Raw genomic sequence first — 705 nt, 5'->3', positions numbered from 1 at the left:
GCATCCTGGAGGACGCCCTGCTCACCCGGCTCGCCCAGCAGATCCACGACCGCACCGTCGACGCCCGCGACCTGATCAGGCGGATGAACACCGACATGCGCCGGCGCACCATGTCCTCGGGGACGACGGTCGGGGTGAGCTGGCTGCTCGCCGATCATCTCGACGACGAGCAGCGCGGCGTCTGTGCCCTCCTCGACGCCGACGCCGCCCGCCTCGGCCCCGACGGTCTCGCCCGGGTGCGCACGCACTTCGCCGCGCAGATCAAGACCGCCCGCGCCCGCCACCGCGACCAGCCCTACCGGGAGTTGCTCGCCGAGGTCCTCGACTACCGGCGCTGGCGGCAGTTCGCGTTCCAGCTGGTACGCCCGGACAAGACGGAGGAGCGGCTCACCCGTGCCCGGCACAGCCGACTGTCGGGCGGTGAGCAGTCGGTGTCGCTGCACCTGCCGCTGTTCGCCGCCGCGCACGCCATGCTCAACTCCGCCGATCCGCACGCCCCGCGCCTGCTCGCCCTCGACGAGGCCTTCGCCGGAGTGGACGACACGGGGCGCGGCGAACTCATGTCACTCGCCGCCCAGTTCGACCTCGACCTGTTCATGACCGGCTACGACCTGTGGGCCGCCCACGCCTCCGTGTCCGCCGCCGCCCACTACGACCTCGCGCACACCGCCGTCGACCACACCGTCTCCGCGCTGCTGCTCGTCT

Annotated in this window: 1 protein-coding gene; it reads left to right on the top strand. The window is 72.3% G+C overall.

All coding sequences use genetic code 11. The features are described from left to right. On the top strand, positions 1 to 705 hold a 705-nt coding region (locus AC5P09_RS52075), incomplete at both ends, for an SbcC/MukB-like Walker B domain-containing protein (protein ID WP_493880648.1).

Source organism: Streptomyces sp. a15, assembly GCF_059026085.1.
This window is presented reverse-complemented; position numbering and strand designations above follow the sequence as displayed.